Origin of the sequence: Klenkia terrae (assembly GCF_900491935.1) — a bacterium.
Lineage (GTDB): Bacteria > Actinomycetota > Actinomycetes > Mycobacteriales > Geodermatophilaceae > Klenkia > Klenkia terrae.
Genome location: NZ_UEXK01000004.1, coordinates 2,154,694 through 2,170,329, shown reverse-complemented (window position 1 = coordinate 2,170,329; position 15,636 = coordinate 2,154,694). Strand labels below are relative to the sequence as shown.

17 protein-coding genes are annotated in these 15,636 nt (G+C 72.7%); 13 read left to right on the top strand and 4 right to left on the bottom strand.

Going from position 1 to position 15,636, the window contains the following annotated elements; translation table 11 throughout:
* Positions 1 to 21: 21 nt before the first annotated feature.
* On the top strand, positions 22 to 675 hold the full coding sequence (locus LFA75_RS11075) for a YqgE/AlgH family protein (RefSeq protein WP_225233696.1): 654 nt from the start codon (positions 22 to 24) through the stop codon (positions 673 to 675).
* A 113-nt stretch (positions 676 to 788) separates the two neighbouring features.
* Here LFA75_RS11075 and LFA75_RS11070 read toward each other — a convergent pair whose 3' ends face one another.
* Positions 789 to 1,562: a hypothetical protein gene (locus LFA75_RS11070; RefSeq protein ID WP_225233695.1), complete on the bottom strand. Its 774-nt coding sequence runs from the start codon at positions 1,560 to 1,562 to the stop codon at positions 789 to 791.
* 112 nt (positions 1,563 to 1,674) lie between these two features.
* The gene (locus tag LFA75_RS11065) at positions 1,675 to 2,754 is read right to left on the bottom strand and encodes an inositol-3-phosphate synthase (RefSeq protein ID WP_225233694.1); all 1,080 of its coding nucleotides are present in this window, start codon (positions 2,752 to 2,754) and stop codon (positions 1,675 to 1,677) included.
* A gap of 213 nt (positions 2,755 to 2,967) precedes the next feature.
* Here LFA75_RS11065 and LFA75_RS11060 point away from each other — a divergent pair, with 213 nt between their 5' ends.
* From LFA75_RS11060 to LFA75_RS11050, 3 genes are all read left to right on the top strand, one after another.
* Positions 2,968 to 3,378 (top strand): DUF5318 family protein, encoded by a 411-nt coding sequence (locus tag LFA75_RS11060; protein WP_225233693.1) that lies wholly within the window; start codon positions 2,968 to 2,970, stop codon positions 3,376 to 3,378.
* Positions 3,379 to 3,690: 312 nt separating this feature from the next.
* Positions 3,691 to 6,000 (top strand): transglycosylase domain-containing protein, encoded by a 2,310-nt coding sequence (locus tag LFA75_RS11055; RefSeq protein WP_225233692.1) that lies wholly within the window; start codon positions 3,691 to 3,693, stop codon positions 5,998 to 6,000.
* 13 nt (positions 6,001 to 6,013) lie between these two features.
* A complete protein-coding gene (locus LFA75_RS11050) occupies positions 6,014 to 7,744 on the top strand; it encodes a glycosyltransferase family 87 protein (RefSeq protein ID WP_225233691.1) in 1,731 nt (576 codons plus the stop codon).
* On the opposite strand, the gene LFA75_RS11045 is transcribed toward LFA75_RS11050, so the two are convergent.
* Positions 7,634 to 8,425: a deoxyribonuclease IV gene (locus LFA75_RS11045; RefSeq protein WP_225233690.1), complete on the bottom strand. Its 792-nt coding sequence runs from the start codon at positions 8,423 to 8,425 to the stop codon at positions 7,634 to 7,636. The two genes, LFA75_RS11050 and LFA75_RS11045, sit on opposite strands and share 111 nt — an antisense overlap.
* 167 nt (positions 8,426 to 8,592) lie before the next feature.
* On the opposite strand from LFA75_RS11045, the gene LFA75_RS11040 reads away from it, so the two are divergent.
* The 8 genes from LFA75_RS11040 (at position 8,593) to LFA75_RS11005 (ending at position 14,211) form a co-directional block, all read left to right on the top strand.
* On the top strand, positions 8,593 to 9,624 hold the full coding sequence (locus LFA75_RS11040) for a hypothetical protein (RefSeq protein ID WP_225233689.1): 1,032 nt from the start codon (positions 8,593 to 8,595) through the stop codon (positions 9,622 to 9,624).
* 128 nt (positions 9,625 to 9,752) lie between these two features.
* Positions 9,753 to 10,040, top strand: coding sequence for a 30S ribosomal protein S6 (gene rpsF, locus LFA75_RS11035; protein ID WP_225233688.1), 288 nt, complete (start codon positions 9,753 to 9,755; stop codon positions 10,038 to 10,040).
* Positions 10,041 to 10,042: 2 nt separating this feature from the next.
* The gene (locus LFA75_RS11030; protein ID WP_225233687.1) at positions 10,043 to 10,492 is read left to right on the top strand and encodes a single-stranded DNA-binding protein; all 450 of its coding nucleotides are present in this window, start codon (positions 10,043 to 10,045) and stop codon (positions 10,490 to 10,492) included.
* Between the two features lie 26 nt (positions 10,493 to 10,518).
* On the top strand, positions 10,519 to 10,755 hold the full coding sequence (gene rpsR / locus LFA75_RS11025; protein ID WP_056296079.1) for a 30S ribosomal protein S18: 237 nt from the start codon (positions 10,519 to 10,521) through the stop codon (positions 10,753 to 10,755).
* A gap of 2 nt (positions 10,756 to 10,757) precedes the next feature.
* Positions 10,758 to 11,213 (top strand): 50S ribosomal protein L9, encoded by a 456-nt coding sequence (gene rplI, locus LFA75_RS11020; RefSeq protein WP_225233686.1) that lies wholly within the window; start codon positions 10,758 to 10,760, stop codon positions 11,211 to 11,213.
* Positions 11,214 to 11,818: 605 nt separating this feature from the next.
* Complete coding sequence (gene dnaB / locus LFA75_RS11015) at positions 11,819 to 13,183, top strand: replicative DNA helicase (RefSeq protein WP_225233685.1); 1,365 nt, start codon at positions 11,819 to 11,821, stop codon at positions 13,181 to 13,183.
* 67 nt (positions 13,184 to 13,250) lie between these two features.
* Entirely contained in the window at positions 13,251 to 13,391 is a 141-nt protein-coding gene (locus tag LFA75_RS11010) for a hypothetical protein (RefSeq protein ID WP_225233684.1), read from the top strand.
* A 97-nt stretch (positions 13,392 to 13,488) separates the two neighbouring features.
* Positions 13,489 to 14,211 carry a VOC family protein gene (locus LFA75_RS11005; protein ID WP_225233683.1) on the top strand — a complete coding sequence of 241 codons (723 nt, stop codon included), beginning with the start codon at positions 13,489 to 13,491 and terminating at the stop codon, positions 14,209 to 14,211.
* Here the strand turns inward: LFA75_RS11005 and LFA75_RS11000 are convergent.
* Positions 14,195 to 14,653, bottom strand: a complete 459-nt coding sequence (locus LFA75_RS11000; protein WP_225233682.1) for a cupin domain-containing protein — start codon at positions 14,651 to 14,653, stop codon at positions 14,195 to 14,197. The two genes, LFA75_RS11005 and LFA75_RS11000, sit on opposite strands and share 17 nt — an antisense overlap.
* Before the next feature lie 48 nt (positions 14,654 to 14,701).
* On the opposite strand from LFA75_RS11000, the gene LFA75_RS10995 reads away from it, so the two are divergent.
* Positions 14,702 to 15,544 carry an alpha/beta hydrolase fold domain-containing protein gene (locus LFA75_RS10995; protein WP_225233681.1) on the top strand — a complete coding sequence of 281 codons (843 nt, stop codon included), beginning with the start codon at positions 14,702 to 14,704 and terminating at the stop codon, positions 15,542 to 15,544.
* The last annotated feature ends 92 nt before the right edge of the window (positions 15,545 to 15,636 follow it).

Below are 15,636 nucleotides of genomic sequence, written 5' to 3'. Positions count from 1 at the left end.
ACCTGGGGCACACTGGAGCCGATGAACGCGGTGCCCCCGTCGCCAGACCCCGACCGTCGGCCCACGGCCCCCGCCGCCGGCCGGCGGCCCCACGGCGCGTCGCCGCGGCTGACCCTCGGGGAGCCCGAGGACGTCCGGCCCGGCTGCCTGCTGGTGGCCATGCCGGTGCTGGCCGACCCCAACTTCGCCGGCACCGTCGTCTACGTGGTCGACCACTCGGCCACCGGCACGGTCGGCGTGGTGCTCAACCGGCCCAGCGAGGTCCGGATCGCCGACGTGCTGCCGGTCTGGTCGGACCTGGCGGTGGACCCGGGGGTCTTCCACGTCGGCGGGCCGTGCGAGAGCGAGACCGCGCTGTGCCTGGCGGTCACGTCGACCGGCGTCCCGGGGCTGCAGCTGGTGGGCGACGACGTGCACCTGGTCGACCTGGACGGCGACCCCGAGGAGGTGCGGTCCGCGGTCCGGGGGCTGCGGGTCTTCGCGGGGTACGCGGGCTGGTCACCGGGGCAGCTGCGCACCGAGATGGTCGAGGGCGCCTGGGCGTGCGTGCCGGGCCGGGCCGACGACGTGCTGTCCGAGGACGGCGGCGACCGGCTGTGGCACCGCGTGCTGCGCCGGCAGGCCGGGGCGCGCGCCGTGCTGAGCACCGCGGCACCCGACCCGACCCAGAACTGACGAGGGCGGCTCACCCGTCCCAGGGGTCTCGCACCGGGCGCCCGGTTCTGGCAGACTGAGCCCCGCGGGAGGGACGGTCTGGGGAAGAGACCGTCCCTCCCGTTTCGCTTCCCTCAAAACCCGAGGTCGGCGGCGATCTGGGGGTAGTCCGAGACCAGCGCGGTCTCCGCCTCGTCGGGCAGCGTGATGGTCCGCGGCCCGTGGTCGCCCAGGGTGATCGTCACGTCGAAGCTCTGGTCGGGCAGCCGCGTCGTGTACTGCAGCAGCAACTGGTCCTCCGCCGAGACGAGGATGGTCGCGCCCGTGCCGGTCTGGTACGCGGCGGCGAGCTGGCCGTTGACCGACCGCTGCCCCTGCCAGGTGTAGCCCCGCTCCAGGAAGGCGCGGGGGTCGTCGGCGGCCCGCTGGGACAGGTTGGGCACCAGCTGGACCAGCACGTCGACCAGCGACGCCGTCCCGTTGGCCTGGGTGCTGGAGATCGGGCGGCGCAGGTAGGTGGTGTCCGGCCGGCCGGCCGCGGCCAGCGCGTCGCTGAGCCCGGGGACGTCGCCGTACCAGAGGTCGGCGGTGGAGAAGAACAGCGTGCGGGTGTCGTCGGGCTGGCCGCCGCCGTAGGTGGTGACCGCCTGTGCGCTGCCGACGCCCTGCCGGAAGTCGATCTCCCCGGTGAGGGTGAGCACGGTGTTCTCGGCGTAGGGCGCGGTGACGGTGAAGTCGGCCCCGCCCTCGGTGTAGTCCCGGTGCAGCAGGCCGGCGAGGATGTCGGCCTCGTCGTCGGTGATCGGGTCGCCGGGGTTCCGGTCGGCCGCCGAGGACCCGCCGCACCCGGCCAGGAGGACGGCGACCACGGTGAGCAGGACGGCGAGCAGACGTGGACGGGCCGGCATGCCGCCACGGTAGTGCGGCACGCCGGCCCGGCTCAGGTCACCCGATGGAACGGCCTCGGTGCAGGGCCCCGTGCCGCGCGGAGCGTGGTGCGGGGGGCACCGAGGTCCTTTCTCAGCGCTCGACGGTGCCGGCGATGAAGGCCTCGACCGCGTCGCGGGCCTCGGAGTCGCTGTACTGCTCCGGCGGGCTCTTCATGAAGTACGACGACGCCGACAGGATCGGGCCGCCGATGCCGCGGTCCAGGGCGATCTTCGCGGCGCGGACGGCGTCGATGATGATGCCGGCCGAGTTCGGGGAGTCCCAGACCTCGAGCTTGTACTCCAGGTTCAGCGGGACGTCGCCGAACGCGCGGCCCTCGAGCCGGACGTAGGCCCACTTGCGGTCCGAGAGCCACGGCACGTGGTCCGACGGGCCGATGTGCACGTTGCCCTTGCCCATGTCGCGGTCGACCTGGCTGGTCACCGACTGGGTCTTGGAGATCTTCTTGGACTCCAGGCGCTCGCGCTCGAGCATGTTCTTGAAGTCCATGTTGCCGCCGACGTTGAGCTGCATGGTGCGGTCGAGCTGCACGCCGCGGTCCTCGAAGAGCTTGGCGAGCACGCGGTGGGTGATGGTGGCCCCGACCTGGCTCTTGATGTCGTCGCCGACGATCGGCACACCGGCGTCGGTGAACTTCTGCGCCCAGGCCGGCGTGCCGGCGATGAAGACGGGCAGCGCGTTGACGAAGGCGACCTTCGCGTCGATGGCGGCCTGCGCGTAGAACTCCGCGGCCTGCTGGGAGCCGACGGGCAGGTAGCAGACCAGGACGTCGGCGCCGGACTCGCGCAGCGCGGTGACCATGTCCACCGGCTCGTCGTCGGACTCCTCGACGATCTCGCGGTAGTACTTGCCCAGGCCGTCCAGGGTGGTGCCGCGCTGCACGGTCACGCCCAGCGGCGGGACGTCGGCGATCTTGATCGTGTTGTTCTCGCTGGCCACGATGGCCTCGGAGAGGTCGCGGCCGACCTTCTTGGCGTCGACGTCGAACGCGGCGACGAACTGGACGTCGGAGACGTGGTAGTCGCCGAACCGGACGTGCATCAGCCCCGGCACGGACTTCGTCTCGTCGGCGTCCCGGTAGTACTCGACGCCCTGCACCAGCGACGCCGCGCAGTTGCCGACGCCGACGATGGCGACCTTCACCGAACCCATGGGTCCTCCTCGTGCCGGCACGACGGCCGGCATTGATGTCTGTGCTGCAGGTGGTCGTGCGACCGACCCCGGCGACGCTGCCGGGTGCCCGCTGCCGGGCTCCGACGCTGGAGCTCCGCTGGCCCGCCGGGCGGGCCGTCCCGACCACCATACGAACATACGAGTTCGTTTGTCATGTCGGCGGGGGTGATCGGCGGTCGTAGGCTGGTCCGCGTGCCTCGGCGTTCGACGGTGGACTACGCACTGCGCAAGCGCGCGCTGCTGGCCGACGTCCGCTCCGGGCGCACGTCCCTGGCCGAGGTCTGCGACGCCACGCCCTACCTCACCCAGGCCGCCCGGCACCACGGCGAGGAGACCGACGAGACCTGTCCGGTCTGCAGCCGCAGGCGTCTGACCAGGGTGAACTACGTCTACGGCGAGGCCCTGGGTACGGTGGCGGGGCAGGCCAAGCGGCAGGCGGAGCTCACGCGCATGGATGCGATGCAGGACGAGTTCGCCGTCTACGCCGTGGAGGTCTGCCGCAGCTGCGGCTGGAACCACCTGGCGACCTCGTACGTCCTCGGGGCGGTGCCGGAGCCCGGCCGGGCCCGGCGCGGTACCCGTCGCCGAACCGCGAGGGACTGACCGGGCCGCCGACCTGCGCCGCGCTGTGGACGGAACGGTCCCGACCTTCCACAGCTCCACCCGTCATCCTGGACCCGGCACCCCGGGTCCCACCCGGGTCGCCGGGACGTCCGACGTCCGCCGCCCACCGACTCGAGAGAGGGGCCACCGCCGTGCCTCCCCACGACGACACCTCACCCGTCGGGCTGCCCGCCGGCTCCGTCCGCCGACCCCCGCCCTGCCTCTTATATACATCTGACGCCGCCGACGATACTCCCGCTCATGGCACCCGGCGTTACCTCAGCATTCTACAGCGCATGAACCACCTCCACCATGCACGGCCGACGNTCCGGTGGCGGCGGTGGGCGACCCGACCCCCGGCGCCCGGACCCGCGCACGGCCAAGCGGGCCGACCGCGGCCGGACGACGGCATCCCGCACCGGTGACGGCCCGAAGGTCTCCGCCCGGCCGGCCGGCAAGAAGCGCGGCAAGGGCAAGCGGACGGCGAAGCAGAAGCGCCGGCGTATCTACAAGGTCCTCGCGTCCCTGGTCGTCGGCGGCCTGGTGCTGCTCGGCGTCTTCGTCGGCGTGGTCTACGCCAACACCACGGTGCCCAGCCTGGACGACGTCTCGCAGGCCCAGACCACGATCGTCTACTACTCCGACGGCACCACCGAGATGGCCCGGCTGGGCTCGGAGAACCGGATCGCGGTGACGCTGGACCAGGTGTCCGAGCCGGCCCGCGAGGCGATCCTGGCCGCGGAGAACCGCAACTTCTACGACGACCCCGGCATCTCGATCACCGGCATCGCCCGGGCGGCCTGGAACAACCTGACCGGTGGGTCGACGCAGGGCGGGTCGACGATCACCCAGCAGTACGTGAAGAACACCCTGCTGACGGCGGACCAGACGTTCAGCCGCAAGTTCCAGGAGCTGTTCCTGGCGGTGAAGCTGGACAACAACTACTCCAAGGACGAGATCCTCGAGGGGTACCTCAACACCATCTACTTCGGCCGCGGTGCCTACGGCATCCAGGCCGCCGCGCAGACCTACTTCGGGGTCGACGCCAGCGCGCTGACCGCCCAGCAGGGCGCCGTCCTCGCCGTCCTGGTCCGCAGCCCCAGCGCCTACGACCCGGCCAACAACCCCGAGGGCTCCCAGGACCGGTGGGGCCTGGTGCTGGACGGCATGGTCGAGCAGGGCTGGCTCAGCTCCGGGGACCGCAGCGCGTCCACCTACCCGGCCGTGCTGCCGGTGACCGGGTCTTCCCTGGGCCTGCCCGACGGCCCCGAGGGGCTGATCGTGCAGCAGGCGCTGGCGGAGATGCAGACCCGGCTGGACCTGACCCAGGACCAGGTGCTCAGCGGCGGCTACCGGATCACCACCACGGTCAACCCGACCTACCAGCAGGCGGCCGTGGAGACGGTGAACTCGGTGATGGAGGGCGAGCCCGAGACGCTGCGCCAGGCCCTCGTCGCCGTCGACCCCCGCACCGGCGCCGTGCTCGCCTACTACGGCGGCACCAGCGGCACCGGGTTCGACTACGCGCAGGCGCAGCGGCCGCCGGGCTCGTCGTTCAAGCCCTACGCGATGGCCACCGCGCTGGAGCAGGGCATCGCGATCAACTCCCGGCGCGACGGCAGCTCGCCGCAGACCTTCCCCGACCGCACCCAGCCGGTCCGCAACTCCGGGGGCGCCTCCTGCGCCTCCTGCACGCTGGTGCAGGCGATGACCCGGTCGCTGAACACGACGTTCTACGGGTTGGCCTACGAGGTCGGCCCGGACAACGTAAGGACGACGGCGCTGGCCGCCATGGGCCTGGGCGACACCTGGCAGGGCGGCACGCTGGACGGCGCGAAGGTCCTGGCCAACCGGGAGGGCTTCACCGGTGCCGCGATCGGCATCGGTGAGTACGAGGTGCGCCCGGTCGACCAGGCAGTCGGCTTCGCCACCCTCGCCAACGGCGGGGTCCGGCACGCCACGCACTACATCGCCCAGGTCACCGACTCCGAGGGCGGCCTCGTCGTCACCCCCGAGTCGGTGGTCGACGCCGGCACCCAGGCCATCCCGGCCGAGGTCGCCAGCGACACCACGCTGTCCACCGAGGGCGTCGCCGAGTACTCCCGGCGCAGCCTGGACGACGACCGCCCGGTGGCCAGCAAGACCGGTACCCAGGGCCTGCAGGGCAGCGTCAGCGACAACACCGACGCCTGGATGGTCGGGTACACCCCGTCGATCTCGACGGCGGTGTGGATGGGGTCGGACACCCCGTCAGCGATCGAGAACGCCGACGGCGGCCCGATCTTCGGCTCCGGGCTGCCCGGGCAGATCTGGCAGGAGTTCATGGACCGGGTGCTCGACGGCACACCGGTCGAGGACCTGCCGACCGAGCAGATCATCGACGGGGACACCGGCAACTCGGTGCCCGAGGAGACGACGCAGGCCCCGGTCACCACGTCGCAGGCCCCCCGTCCGACGTCCGAGGCCCCGGAGACCACCACCCAGGCTCCGGTGACCACCACGCCGGCCCCGGTGACCACGACGCCGGCCCCGACGACGACGGCGGCGCCCACCACGACGACGCCGACGACCACCGTCGCCCCACCGGGTGCGGTCATCCCGCCGGGCCAGCCGACGCGTTAGGCACACTGACCCGGTGAGCACGCAGGACACGGGCCCGTCCTCGGCCGACCAGCCGGAGGGCGGGCCCGTCCCGTCCCCGGCGCAGGTCGGGACGCAGGTCAGCGAGCCGCCGCAGGTGGCCGCGCCGCCGTGGCCGGACCGGGTGGTGCCCACCTGGACCGACCGGGTGGTTGCGCAGGCCAGCGAGGCGTTCGGCGGCCCGTGGGGCCGGCACGCGGTCACCGGGCGGGCGCTGTTCTGGACCCCGCTGCGGATCGCGCTGCTGTTCACCGTGCTCGGCCTCGCGCTGGCCTGGGCCAAGCAGAACCCGTGCGCGGACGGCAACTGGGTGGGCTCCAAGCAGTACACCCACTTCTGCTACTCCGACACCGTGCCGCTGTTCGGCCTGCGCGGCCTGGACACCGGCCAGGTGCCCTACCTGGACTCCGCGATGGAGTACCCGGTGCTCACCGGCGGCTTCATGTGGCTGGCCGCCGTGCTGTCCCGCGGCTACGACTCGCTGGCCCAGGCGGTCGGGCTGCTGCCGACCGTGGTGCCGGTGCAGAGCTACTACGTCGTCACCTGCCTGATGCTCAGCGTCTGCGCGCTGCTGATCACCCGCTCGGTGGTCGGGCTGGCCGGGCGCCGGCCCTGGGACGCCGCCATGGTCGGCCTGTCACCGCTGCTGGTCGTGCATGCCTTCACCAACTGGGACCTGTTCGCCGTCGCCCTGGCCTCGCTGGCCATGTGGGCGTGGGCCACCCGGCACCCGGTGCTGGCCGGCGCGCTCATCGGCCTGGGGACGGCGGCCAAGCTCTACCCGGTGCTGCTGCTCGGCGTCCTGCTGGTGCTGTGCCTGCGGGCCGGGCGGCTGCAGGTCTGGGCCGGCACCGCCCTGGCGGCGGCCGCCGCCTGGCTGGTGGTGAACGTGCCGATCGCGCTCCTGGCACCGGAGAACTGGCGGCTGTTCTTCAGCCTCAACGACAGCCGCCCGGCCGACCCGGACACGCTGTGGAACATCGCCCTGGCCGCCACCGACGACGCGCTGTTCGACGGCCCGCTCGACCCCGGTCAGAGCCCGACGGTGCTCAACACCTGGGTCGCGGTCGCCACGCTGCTGGTCTGCGCCGCGGTCGGCTGGCTGGCGCTGTCGGCCCCGGTGCGGCCCCGGGTCGCCCAGCTCGCGTTCCTGCTGGTGGCCGGGTTCCTGCTGGTCAACAAGGTGTGGAGCCCGCAGTACTCGCTGTGGCTGCTCCCGCTGGCCGTGCTGGCCCGACCGGCCTGGCAGTCGCTGCTGCTCTGGCAGGCCACCGAGGCCGTGCTGTGGGTGCCCCGCCTGCTCTGGTACCTGGGCACCGAGAACAAGGGCATCGACGTCCAGTGGTTCTTCCTGGCCGTGGGCGTGCGCGACGTCGCCGTCGTGGTGCTCATGGCGCTGGTCGTGCGCGACGTGTGGCACCCCGAGCTGGACCGGGTGCGGCGGAGCTGGCCGGGCACCGACGACCCGGCCGGGGGCATCCTCGACCACACCGCCGACCGCTTCCGGCTGCGGCTGCGCACACCGCGGTCCTCCGGACCGCACCGCGACCAGGAGCCCGCTCCGCTCGGGTCGAGCGCGTCCGTCGATCGATCGGGGACCCTCCGGGCCCCCTCCTCACGACAGGGCGTCCCGGACCAGGCTGATCTCCCCGGCGTGCGAGGCGACGTCGCCGGGGGTCTCGAGGACGACGGGGCAGCCGGCGGTCCGCGCCACCTCCAGGAGTAGCTCGACCGGGATCGAGCCCTCCCCCAGCGGGGCGTGCCGGTCCCGGTTCGACCCGGCCTCGTCGCGGCTGTCGTTGAGGTGCACCAGGTCGATGCGGCCGGTGATCGCCCGGACGTCCTCGACCACCGTGCCCAGGTCCCAGCCGGCGGCCCAGGCGTGGCAGGTGTCCAGGACGAACCCGGCGCCGAACTCGCCGACGGCCTCCCACAGCCGGGCCAGCGCCTCGAGCTCGCGGGCCATGGCCTTGTCCCCGCCGGCGGTGTTCTCGATCAGCACCGGCACCGGGAAGCCGCCGTCCCGGGCCTGCCGCTCGAAGAGCTTGCGCCAGTTGTCGAACCCGGCCACCGGGTCGTCCTTGCCGGTCACGTGCCCGCCGTGCACGACCATCCCGGCCGCCCCGATCGCCGCCGAGGCAGCGGCGTGCTGGCCCAGCAGCTTGCGGCTGGGGATCCGGATCCGGTTGTTGGTCGAGGCGACGTTGAGCACGTAGGGCGCGTGCACGAACACCACGACGTCCGAGGCCTGCAGCTGCTCGGCGTCCGGGCGCGGGGCCGGGGCCTTCCAGTCCTGCGGGTCGGCCAGGAACACCTGGACGGCGGTGGCGTCGACCTCGGCGGCGCGCGCCAGCACCCCGCCGTCCTCGACCTCGCCGGACTCCGTGAGCCCGGATCCGACGTGCACTCCTACCGGGTGTGACGACATACCCCCGAACGTAGGCGGTGGGGGTGACATCGAGATGCGCGCGTATCTCCCAGGTCACACACTCGTTGTCGCACGTGATAGGTGTTACCCGCAGGTACTGCCAGTGTGGGCAGCCGCGGTGGGGTCTCGACGGAGAGGCGCAGGACATGCAGAGCGGACGGATCGGCCGGTCGGCCAGGCGCGGCATCGCCGTGCTGACGCTGGGGTGGCTGCTGGCGATGGTCGGCTCGGTGCTCGCCACCCCGCCCGCCCAGGCGGCGCCCACGGCCACGGTGGAGATCAGGACGCTCACCCCGCCGGTGGTGAGCCTGGACGCCGGTGGCACCGCCACCTTCGTCAACTCGGTCGCCTCCTACCCGGCGCAGCTCACCCTGCCCGTGGTCGGCACCCTGGGCGGCACGGTCTACACCGACATCTCCGTCACCTTCAACGGCTCCACGAAGGCCCTGCAGCCCGGCCAGTCCGCGGCCTACACCTTCCCGGCCAGCACGGTCGGCGCGATCACCTACACCTACCGCGTGGTCCCCGCCGCCAACACCCCGGGCGCCCTCGTCGGCCAGCTGGTCAACGGCATCATCGCTACGCTGCCGGCGCTGCCGGTCGGCACCCCGTTCGTGGTCAACACCCTCGTTCCCCTGCCGAACCTGCCCTCGGCCAACCTGCCCCAGCTGCCGCCGGTGGCCGTCGCCGTGCCGGGCGTCCCCTCCGCCGCCGTGCCGGCCCCGCAGGTCCCGGGCACCTCGGCCCCGGTGGCCGAGGCGCCGGCCGCGGAGGCCCCCGCCGCCGAGGCGCCGACGACCGACGGCACCGGCTACACCTACGGCCTGCCGGGCTCGGCCGGCCAGCTCGCCCCGCTGGACACCTCCGCGGCGGCGGCGTTCGACCCGTCCCGCTTCGTGTTCAGCGACGCGGCCTCCTCGGCCGGCGGCAGCGGCGGCGGCGGCGTGCCGGGCAGCTACGACGGCGCCTCGGTGCCGGTGTTCGGCCAGCTCGCCGGCCTCGACGGCTCGAGCCTGTCCGGCAGCGGCGACGACGTCGAGATCGCCTCGGACTCCTCGGCCAGCACCCCGGACCCGGCGCTGTCGGTGCCGGCCCTGGCCGCGGTGATCGCCCTGGCCGGCGTGACCGCGGCGCTGGTCCGCACCCACCTGGGCCAGCGGGCGGCCTCCCGCAGCTAGCTGCTGGTACCTTCGGCGGTGCGCGTCCGGTCGGTCGTCCCTTCGACCTGCCCGGACGCGCGACGCGTGCAAGCCCTCCTGCTGCAGATCTCCTGCAGCCGCCAAGACCAGAGGAGGTGGGGTTCTCCGTGCGTCACTACGAATTGATGATCATCCTCGATCCCGAGCTGGAGGAGCGAACCATCGCTCCCAGCCTGGACCGGTTCCTCTCCGTCGTCACCAACTCCGGTGGCACCGTGAAGACCGAGATCTGGGGCCGTCGCCGCCTGGCGTACGAGATCAAGAAGAACGCCGAGGGCATCTACGCCATCGTCGACATCCAGGCCGAGCCCGCAGCGGTCGCCGAGCTGGACCGTCAGCTCAACCTGAACGAGTCCATCCTGCGCACGAAGCTGATGCGGCCCGAGGTCCACTGACCATGGCCGGCGAAACCGTCATCACCGTCATCGGCAACCTCACCGCCGACCCGGAGTTGCGATTCACGCCGTCCGGCGCCGCCGTCGCGAACTTCACCGTGGCCTCCACGCCGCGGACCTTCGACCGTCAGACGTCGGAGTGGAAGGACGGCGAGGCCCTCTTCCTGCGGTGCAACGTGTGGCGGCAGGCGGCCGAGAACGTCGCCGAGTCCCTCACCCGTGGCTCCCGGGTCATCGTCAGCGGTCGGTTGAAGCAGCGTTCCTTCGACACGAAGGAAGGCGAGAAGCGCACCGTCATCGAGCTCGAGGTCGACGAGATCGGCCCCTCGCTCCGCTACGCCACCGCGAAGGTCACCAAGGCCAACCGCGGCGGCGACGGCGGGGGCGGCAGCTCCTCCAGCAGCGACCCCTGGTCGACCCCGGCATCGTCGTCCGACGAGCCCCCCTTCTGATCTCGCAAGCCTAGAAAGAGAACCCTGTGCCCAAGCCTCCCATTCGCAAGCCGAAGAAGAAGGTCTGCCAGTTCTGCAAGGACAAGGCGACCGGCGTCGACTACAAGGACACGACCCTGCTGCGGAAGTTCATCTCCGACCGCGGCAAGATCCGTGCCCGTCGCGTCAGCGGCAACTGCTCCCAGCACCAGCGCGACGTCGCCGTGGCCGTGAAGAACAGCCGCGAGATGGCCCTGCTGCCCTACACCTCCACGGCGCGCTGACCATGAGCGCATCGAAGTTGATCCTGACCCAGGAGGTCACCGGCCTCGGTTCCGCCGGGGACACCGTCGAGGTGAAGGGCGGGTACGCCCGCAACTACCTCCTGCCCCGCGGCCTGGCCATCAAGGCCACCCGCGGTGCCGAGAAGCAGGTCGCCGGGCTGCGCCGGGCGCGTGCCGCCCGCGACGTGGCCACGCTGGACGAGGCCAAGCAGGTCGCCGGCCAGCTGTCCTCGCTGACCGTCACGGTCCCGGCCAAGGCCGGCAACGGCGGTCGGCTGTTCGGCTCGATCACCACGGCCGACGTCGTCGCCGCGGTGACCGCCGCCGGTGGTCCCGCGCTGGACCGTCGCCGGGTCGAGCTGCCCAGCTCGATCAAGTCGACCGGCTCGCACACCGTCACGGTGCGCGTGCACCCCGAGGTCAGCGCCACGCTGGCCATCGAGGTCGTCGCCGCGTAGTCACCACCTCGCTCGTCCCGCAGGGGGCGTCGGACCTCGCGGTCCGGCGCCCCCTGCGGCGTTCCCCTGGCCTTCCCCGCGGCGTGGATCGGGTGGGACGACCGACGTGCGTCCTCCGCCACCGACGTCGACGGCGGAGGATGCACACCGGTCGTCGTAGCTGATCCACCCCCGGCGCAGGGGGCGGTGGGACGGGTGTGACAGGTGGGCCGGCGCCGGTGGTGAGGTGTTGTGGACGGTGCCCTGCGCGACGCGCCCGGGTGACTCCGGGGGCACGATATTTCTTCCGTCCACAGGCCGTGCGCAGGAGACGGGCAGGTGACGGGGGCTGGGCCAGCGGATGACGGTGGCCCGTCCCGGGTCCCTCCACACGCTGGCCGCCTCCGTCCACGGCTCTGTCCCCAGGTTGTGCAGAGGCCTGTGCACAGCGCTCGTGGACGACGGCCCACCGGCTGCCTAGCGTCACCCGGGAATCCACCGCGCGGGGTGGTCTGCACCGGTTCTGTCGGTGCCCCGCGCTACGAAGGACGACGACGGACGGGGCACCCCGCGGTGACCCCGTCCCGGTAGGCGCGCGCAACAGATGGGGGCTCACGACAGTGGCAGTGCTCGACGACATCAGCAGGCCGGTGGCCTCGGCCCCGCAGTACGACCGCCAGCCCCCCCAGGACGTCGCTGCCGAGCAGTCGGTGCTCGGCGGCATGCTGCTGAGCAAGGACGCCATCGCCGACGTCGTGGAGGTCCTGCACGGCGCGGACTTCTACCGCCCGGCGCACCAGATCGTCTTCGACTGCATCCTCGACCTCTACGGCCGCGGCGAGCCCGCCGACGCGATCACCGTCTCCGCCGAGCTCAACCGCACCGACCAGCTGTCCAAGATGGGCGGCGCGGTCTACCTGCACACGCTCATCCAGTCCACGCCCACCGCGGCCAACGCCGGCTACTACGCCGCGATCGTGGCCGAGCAGGCCGTGCTGCGCCGCCTGGTCGAGGCCGGCACCCGGGTGGTCCAGCTCGGCTACGGCGCGGCCGGCGGCAAGGGCGACGTCGACGACATCGTCGACCGGGCGCAGCAGGAGATCTACGACGTCACCGAGAAGCGGATGAGCGAGGACTACTCGCGCCTCGAGGACGTCCTGCAGCCCACCATGGACGAGCTGGACGCGATCGCCAGCCGCGGTGGCACCGCCCGCGGCGTGCCCACCGGCATCCGCGACCTCGACGAGCTGACCAACGGCCTGCAGGCCGGCCAGATGATCGTCATCGCCGCCCGACCCGGCGTGGGGAAGTCGACCCTCGGGCTGGACATCGCCCGCAACGCCTCGGTCAAGCACCACCAGGCCGCCTGCATCTTCTCCCTGGAGATGAGCAAGCACGAGATCACCATGCGTCTGCTGTCGGCCGAGGCGAAGGTGCCGCTGCACCACATGCGCGCGGGCTCGCTCAGCGACGAGGACTGGTCCAAGCTGGCCCGCCGGATGGGCGAGGTCGCCGACGCCCCGCTCTACATCGACGACTCCCCGAACATGACGATGATGGAGATCCGGGCCAAGGCCCGGCGGCTCAAGCAGCGCAACGACCTGAAGCTGGTGGTCATCGACTACCTGCAGCTGATGACGTCGGGCAAGCGGGTCGAGTCCCGTCAGCAGGAGGTCTCGGAGTTCTCCCGTGCGCTCAAGCTGCTGGCCAAGGAGCTCGAGGTCCCGGTGATCGCGATGAGCCAGCTGAACCGTGGGTCCGAGCAGCGCCAGGACAAGAAGCCGATGCTGTCGGACCTGCGTGAGTCCGGCTCCATCGAGCAGGACGCCGACATGGTCATGATGATCCACCGCGAGGACATGTACGAGAAGGAGTCCCCGCGGGCCGGCGAGGCCGACATCATGCTGGTCAAGCACCGCAACGGCCCCACCGCCAACGTCACGGTCGCCTTCCAGGGCCACTACTCCCGCTTCGTGGACATGGCCAACTGACCCGGTAAAAGCGGTGGCGCCGGGCGGGCCGGCCGTGCGCTGATGGCGGCCGGTGTCGACCTGGACCGTGAGCGGGACGCCCTGGGGTGGCTGGCCGGGGTGCACCCGGTCCCCGCCGTGGAAGGCGCTGATCACCGGTCCGGACTCCCTGCTCCAGGCGGAGCAGCAGCGCGCCCTCGCCGCCCTCCTCACCGACCGCTCGATGTGACATCGCGTCGGGTCCGCGTGTCCGGATCCGACGACGTGCCACATCGAGGGGTGTCCGCCGTCCAGGCTGTCGGAGGGGCCGGGCAGCATGTCCGGACGTGGACGATCCCCCGCAGGCCCTGACCCGGACGCAGGCGCAGGAGGCGGTGGAGGGCATCGGGTGGCGGTTGCTGCTCGGCGAGCTGGTCACCGCCGTGCCGCTGGACTCCCTGGCCGAGGGCGCCGGGCTGCTGGCCGCGGTCACCGCCGACCTCGGTGCGCAGGGTGATGCGCACCTGCGGGCCGACCTGCGCCCGGACCACCTGCGCCTGACCCTGCAGGACCGGTCCCGCGGGGCGGTCACCGCCGCCGACGTCGACCTCGCGCGGCGGATCACCGCGGTGCTGGACCGCCCGGTGGCCCCGGTCGGCGACCGCCGGGTCGGCGATGCGCAGGAGCTCGAGATCGCCGTCGACGCCCTGGACATCCCCGCCGTCCGTCCGTTCTGGGCAGCGGTGCTGGCGATGGTGCCCCAGCCCGGGGACGACGAGGCGCTGGTCGACCCGGCGGGCCGGCTCCCGGCCGTCTGGTTCCAGCAGATGGACGCCGCCCGCCCGCAGCGCAACCGGATCCACCTCGACATCACCGTGCCGCACGACGTCGCGGACGCCCGCGTCGCGGCCGCGCTGGCCGCCGGCGGCACGCTGCTGTCCGACGACGAGGCCCGGGCGTTCTGGGTGCTGGCCGACCCAGAGGGCAACGAGGTCTGCGTCTGCACCTGGCAGGACCGGGATGCGCAGGACCGGGACGCGCCGTCCCCGGCGGTCAGTCCCGCAGGTTGAGCTGGTCGTACCGGGCGGCCAGCTCGTCGAGCTCCTCGGTCGTCGGCACCCGTCCGCCGGCCCGCAGCTCGACCATGCCGCGGAAGTAGTCCTCCCGCGGTGCGCCGGGTGTGAAGAGGATCAGGAACCGGCAGCCGGCGTCCTGGTCGGCCGCGTGGAAGCCGTGCACCCCCGACCGCGGCACGTAGACCAGGTCGCCGGGACCCGCCGTCGTCCAGGTGTCGCCGTCCAGCACGGCCAGCCGGCCCTCCAGGACGTGGAAGGACTCGCTGAACGTCCGGTGCACGTGCGGGCCCGGTCCGCCTCCGCCGGGCGGCAGGGTGACCTCGAACAGGCCGAAGTCGCCGCGGGTCTGCGCACCGGTGGCCACGAAGCGGGTCTGCCCGGCCACCTCCTGGTCCGCGTGCCGGGAGGTCGTCGCCGGGTCGGGGAGGTAGCTCACGGGTGCGTCCTACCCGAACCGCCGAGCCGGACGCACCGAACACCGGGCATGCGGATCAGCGACCGGGTGCAGGCCACGCTCATGCACGCGACCGCCCGGTGGACGGTCAGCTACGGCGAGCAGCTGCGGTTCGCGGGCTCGGACCTGCCCGACCCGGAGGTGGTCCGGGTCGACACCGCGCACGGCCGGGTGCCCGTGCACGTCTACGGCACGGGGACGACGGCGCACGTCCACCTGCACGGCGGCGCGTGGCTGATGCGGTACCCGCAGATGGACGACTGGTGGTGCCGCTACCTGGCCGCCACCACCGGGGCCGCGGTGCTCAACGTCGACTTCCGGACCGGTCCGCACGTCGCCTACCCGGTGGCCCAGGAGCAGGCGCACGCCGTCGCCGCCTGGGCGGCGGGCCGGTACGAGCGGGTGTCGGTGGGCGGTTTCTCCTCCGGCGGCGGGATGGCCGCGGCGGTGGCCCTGATGGCCCGTGACCGCGGGTCGTTCACCCCGGTCCTGCAGGTGCTGGGCATCCCCGCGCTGGACATGGCAGCCGAGGTGCCGGCCGGTGCCGGGATGATCTCCCCGGGCCTGCGCGGCCTGGTGCGCCGGGTCTACTTCCCCGACGTCGCCAGCCGCCGCGAGCCGTACGCCTCGCCGCTGCTGGCCCCCGACCTCACCGGGCTGCCGCCCGCGCTGGTGCTCACCGCCGAGCGGGACACCCTCCGCCCGGACGGCGTCCGCTACGTCGAGCGGCTGCGGGCGGCCGGCGTCGACGTCTGGCACCACGAGACCTCGGGGGTCGACCACTACTTCCTCACCGAGGACCCGGTGCGCGCCCGGGACACGATGGCCCAGGTCGCCGACCGCCTGCGGGCAGCCCTTGCCGGCGCGGCCTGATCCCGCCAGGGTGGCCGGCATGGCCATCGTCTGGGTCCGGCCGCTGGGGGAAGAAGGACCGCGCCGACCTGGGGGACGACGCGCCGGACGGC

Excerpts from the sequence above, each read along its gene's own strand:
- LFA75_RS11075 (WP_225233696.1), top strand. The coding sequence starts at position 22 with ATGAACGCGGTGCCCCCGTCGCCAGACCCCGACCGTCGGCCCACGGCC.
- LFA75_RS11065 (WP_225233694.1), bottom strand. The coding sequence starts at position 2,754 with ATGGGTTCGGTGAAGGTCGCCATCGTCGGCGTCGGCAACTGCGCGGCG.
- LFA75_RS11030 (WP_225233687.1), top strand. The coding sequence starts at position 10,043 with ATGGCCGGCGAAACCGTCATCACCGTCATCGGCAACCTCACCGCCGAC.
- LFA75_RS10995 (WP_225233681.1), top strand. The coding sequence starts at position 14,702 with ATGCGGATCAGCGACCGGGTGCAGGCCACGCTCATGCACGCGACCGCC.
- rplI (WP_225233686.1), top strand. The coding sequence starts at position 10,758 with ATGAGCGCATCGAAGTTGATCCTGACCCAGGAGGTCACCGGCCTCGGT.
- LFA75_RS11040 (WP_225233689.1), top strand. The coding sequence starts at position 8,593 with ATGCAGAGCGGACGGATCGGCCGGTCGGCCAGGCGCGGCATCGCCGTG.
- LFA75_RS11070 (WP_225233695.1), bottom strand. The coding sequence starts at position 1,562 with ATGCCGGCCCGTCCACGTCTGCTCGCCGTCCTGCTCACCGTGGTCGCC.